Below are 4,323 nucleotides of genomic sequence, written 5' to 3' on the forward strand. Positions count from 1 at the left end.
CCCCTACTCCACCCGAGGAAACACCGCCGCGATCGCAGTCCCCGCCGCATCACTCTGCAACCGCAGCCTCCCGCCCTGGAGCTCAACACAGGTTTTCACCACCGCCAGGCCCAACCCAGTGCCCTGCACCTGGCCCACGTTGTCGCCCCGGTAAAACGCCTTAAACACCTGAGCCTGGTCATCGGTTGCAATGCCAATGCCCTGATCGATCACCTGGAACTCCAGCGTCTCTGCGGTGGTGGTCACGATCAGGCGAACTGGGCTGTCCGCCGGAGAATATTTGGCAGCATTGGCCAGCAGGTTCGCCAGAACCGAGTGCAGCAGCTTTTTGTCGAGATAGGCCTTGGTTGGCAGGGCGTTGCCCTCCAGCCAAATGGGCTGATCGGCCTGGAGCTGAACCTGGTCAACCACCTGGCGACAAAACGGCTCTAGCTCCACAATCTCGGGGTTCACCTCTAAATGACCGGCCTCGGCGCGGGTCAGGGTGAGAATGTCTTCCACCAGTTGACCCAGCTGTCGGGCGGCGGTTTGAATGCGAGCGATCGCATTGTGTTGCTGTTGGGGCGTCAGCACCGCGCGGTCTTGCCCCAGCGACTGAGCCGAAACGCTGATCACGCTCAATGGCGTACGCAGCTCATGGGAGGTCATAGAAAACAACCTCAGCTTCAACTCACTCAGCTCGCGGGTACGCCGCAGTTCGGCCTGCCAGCGAGAGAGATATACCAACAGCACGGTTGTCAGCAGCCCCCCAATCAGGGCGGTCGCCACCGTCGCCCAGGGCGGCGCCAACTGCCCAGGCAGCAAAAATCGCAACTGCCAATCCCGTTGCCCCAGATTTAGGTCACTGGTGCAGTCCACTCCCGTCGGGCAACCAGCGTGGGAACCCGTTTGTGCCCATTGTGCCTCGGCCTGGGGATTGGATATCACCTGGCGTTGAGCCGCATCGTAGAACCCCAGCAGTTGTTCATCGGCCGCAGCGGTTTGGTCCACAATAAAAAAATCGGTGTCGTAGTCTAAATCAGCCAGGGCTGCTTCGACCACGTCGGCCACGCGAAACACCCCCAGAATGTAGCCCTGGAGCTGCTGCTGTCGGGCCACCGGGGTATCCGCCGGTTGGTCATACAGGGGCAAAAAGACGAGAAAGCTGTACTGATCTTTGGCTTTTTCTTGCACCAGCTGAATGCGCCCGGTCGCCGCCAACTCGCCAGTGTCGCGGGCTGTTTCTAAGGCCATCCGGCGCGTATCGTCGGAGGCCAGGTCATAGCCCAGGGCCGCTTCATTGGTTTCCCAGGGCTCTAGAAAGGTGACGGGCACATAGGTAGTGCGATCGCCCGCCGCCACCAGCGCCCCCAACCGATATTCCGTGATGCCTACCGACTGGCCGGTACGAGCCTGCAACTGTTGCTCATAGACCGAGCGTTCTGCAGCAGAAATTAGCGGTGCCCATTCCAGCGCCTGAATGCCGGGATAGCTATTCACCGCCCGGGCCACCAGGCGGCTAAACGCCTGGGCATCCACCTGATTGTCATTAGCCGCATAGAGGTCGCCAATGGATAACATCAAATCGCTATAGCGATTGGTGGTGCGCTGCAGGGCCGTCGTCAGGTTGTTAATCTGCTTTTGAACCTCCTCCTGCCGAGACACCTGCTCCCATCGGTTAACCCAGCTCGTCGCGGCGAGGGTGGTGCCTAGACCCACCAGCAAAATTAACCCCGTCGGGAGGTAGCGAGAAAACGCAGGCATGTTGCCAATCTGCAAGAATGCCTAATTGTGGCACACCTTCAGTTGAGGAAAAATAGCATGACCGAGACGCTCAAATTAGCCGTCAATGGTACGTTGATGCGCGGTTTAGAACTGAATGACAACCTCTTAAATGTTGGAGCAACCTTCCTCTATCAAGCCACCACCACCCCCAACTATCGCCTCTGGTCCATCAACGATGTGCATCCCGCCATGGTGCGCGTGAGTGCTGGCGGCACTGCCGTCGCCCTCGAAGTTTGGGCGGTGCCACCAGCGGGGTTAGTCAACGTGCTCCAGCAAGAACCCCCCGGTCTCTGCATTGGCAAAGTCTGCTTGAGCAATGGAGAAGAGGTCTTAGGCGTCTTGGGAGAACCTATCCTCTGCGAAGGCCAGACCGAAATCACTCACTATGGCGATTGGCGAGCCTATACCGAGGCGAAGGCGAAGATCTGATCCGAAATCCGATTTGGAAACCCCGATTCATAATCAGGAACCTCGTAGGGGCATAGCAGGCTATGCCCCTACGAACCGGGGGTATTCAGGCAGGATTTGGTCTGAGGCGCTAGGGCTTGAGCTAGGAGCAGGGGGCTAGGGGGCAAATGATAGGTAATCGGGGCATCATCTTCCCGATTTCTTCCCGATTTCTCCCTGAAATCTTGCTGAGGTTGCAGGTAGATTAAGCGCTAACTTTTAGCCGAGCAATGATTAGCTTATTTCAGATTGTAGCGGTTTTTACTGTTTCTTGAAAAGCTTTGCTCTGGCCGTTTTGCCCTTAACCTCCACCCCCCTTTTGCCATGCGACGACGACGCTTGATCAAAACCAGTATGGGTCTGACCGTCGGTCTGACCCTGGCCAATGGCCTCAAGGCCTGTAGCACTAAGCCCGCGGCCGATGCCCCCGCTGACTCTGCGGCCTCAGGAGCAAAAGTCTCCGACGCCAAGCTGACGGTAGTGCAGGGCGGTGGCTTTCCCAATAGCCTCGATCTGCACCGGGTCGGCACCAATCGCCCCGCCTACGGCATCTCCTGGGCCATGTATGACCGGCTGATGACCTTCGGCACCAAAAAGCTGCCCGACGGGGCCATCTCCTACGACTATACGGTGCTAGAGCCCGAGCTGGCCGAGAGCTGGGAGATGGCCGACGATGGCATGGCGGTCACCTTTAACCTGCGGCAAGATGCCACCTTTCACGACGGTGCCCCCGTCACTGCCAACGACGTCAAGTGGTCCTACGATCGCGCGGTATCCATCGGCGGCTTTCCCACCTTCCAGATGAAGGCGGGCGCGCTGGAAAGCCCCGATCAGTTTGAAGTCGTCGATGACCACACCTTCCGCGTCAAGTTCTTGCGGCCCGACAAGCTCACCATGATCGACATGGCGGTGCCGATTCCAGTGATCATCAATAGTGAACTGGTCAAGCCCCACCTCACCACCGAAGACCCCTGGGGGGCCGAGTGGCTAAACAACAACGATGCCGGCGGCGGCGCTTACACCCTCAAAGAGTTTAAACCCAACGAGCGGATTGTCTTAGAGCGCTTCGCCGACTGGAAATCTGGCCCGTTGCCCGCCACTCAAGAAGTGATTGTGCTGAATGTGCCAGAGGCCGGGAACCGCCGCGCTCTGCTGGAAAAAGGCGACATCGACATCAACTACGACCTATCGGAAAAAGATCAGAAAGAACTGGCCGACATGGGCAAGTTCACCATGATCTCGACCCCAATCGAGAACTGCCTCTACTCCCTTGACATGCACAGTAACCCGCAGCTCAAGGGGGCAGATAACCCCTTCGCTGACGTGAAAGTGCGCCAGGCCGTGGCCTATGCCACCCCCTACGCGGCGATCATGGATACCGCCCTCTATGGTCAGGCGGTGCCCATGTACGGTGACGGCAAGTTTGAGCCCGACTCGATCGAGTGGCCCCAGCCTACGCCCTATAAAACCGACATGGAGATGGCCAAAAAGCTGATGGCGGAGTCGGGCTATCCCAACGGCTTTGAAACCACCATTGCCTTTGACATGGGCAACAAGGAATGGGCCGAGCCCACCGTGGTGCTGATTCAAGAATCCCTGGCGGAGCTGGGCATTAAAGCCAACATCGAGAAGGTGCCCAATGCCAACTTCCGCTCCGTGCTGGTCGAGAAGAGCCGCCCGATGATCATCAACAACTTCGGCGGCTGGCTCAACTATCCCGATTACTTCTTCTTCTACGCCTACCACGGGCAGGATGCAACCTTTAACGGTAGCTCCTACAAAAACCCCGAGATGGACAAGATGATCGAAGCGGCCCTGGCCTCAGAACCGGGTGAACCCGACTACGAGAAGAACGTGGAAGAGTTCATCGGTTTGGCCTGGCAGGAAATGCCTCGGGTGCCCCTGGTGCAGCCCAAACTCTCGGTGGCGATGCAGCCCAGCGTCAGCGGCTACCAGTACTGGTTCCACCGCCAGCTCGATTTTCGTCAGCTGGAGAAAGCCTGAGGGCTAGGGAGCTAGGGAGGCTTTGGGAGCTAGGGAGCTTTGGGAGCTAAATTTCTCATTGCATCTGAACTTCTTGGTTGTCGAGTATCCCGCTCCCCGGCCCCCCGC

Annotated in this window: 3 protein-coding genes; 2 read left to right on the plus strand and 1 reads right to left on the minus strand. The window is 58.2% G+C overall.

Annotated elements, in window-relative coordinates; genetic code table 11:
• Positions 1-3: 3 nt before the first annotated feature.
• The gene (locus IQ254_RS29910; protein ID WP_193969786.1) at positions 4-1,743 is read right to left on the minus strand and encodes a CHASE domain-containing protein; all 1,740 of its coding nucleotides are present in this window, start codon (positions 1,741-1,743) and stop codon (positions 4-6) included.
• Positions 1,744-1,800: 57 nt separating this feature from the next.
• On the opposite strand from IQ254_RS29910, the gene IQ254_RS29915 reads away from it, so the two are divergent.
• Positions 1,801-2,193: a glutamyl-tRNA amidotransferase gene (locus tag IQ254_RS29915; RefSeq protein ID WP_193969787.1), complete on the plus strand. Its 393-nt coding sequence runs from the start codon at positions 1,801-1,803 to the stop codon at positions 2,191-2,193.
• 342 nt (positions 2,194-2,535) lie between these two features.
• Positions 2,536-4,215: an ABC transporter substrate-binding protein gene (locus IQ254_RS29920; protein ID WP_193969788.1), complete on the plus strand. Its 1,680-nt coding sequence runs from the start codon at positions 2,536-2,538 to the stop codon at positions 4,213-4,215.
• Positions 4,216-4,323: the final 108 nt, after the last annotated feature.

The organism is Nodosilinea sp. LEGE 07088 (assembly GCF_015207395.1).
Lineage (GTDB): Bacteria > Cyanobacteriota > Cyanobacteriia > Phormidesmidales > Phormidesmidaceae > Nodosilinea.

Coding starts and splice junctions, on each gene's coding strand:
- IQ254_RS29910 (WP_193969786.1), bottom strand. CDS start 1,743: ATGCCTGCGTTTTCTCGCTACCTCCCGACGGGGTTAATTTTGCTGGTG.
- IQ254_RS29915 (WP_193969787.1), top strand. CDS start 1,801: ATGACCGAGACGCTCAAATTAGCCGTCAATGGTACGTTGATGCGCGGT.
- IQ254_RS29920 (WP_193969788.1), top strand. CDS start 2,536: ATGCGACGACGACGCTTGATCAAAACCAGTATGGGTCTGACCGTCGGT.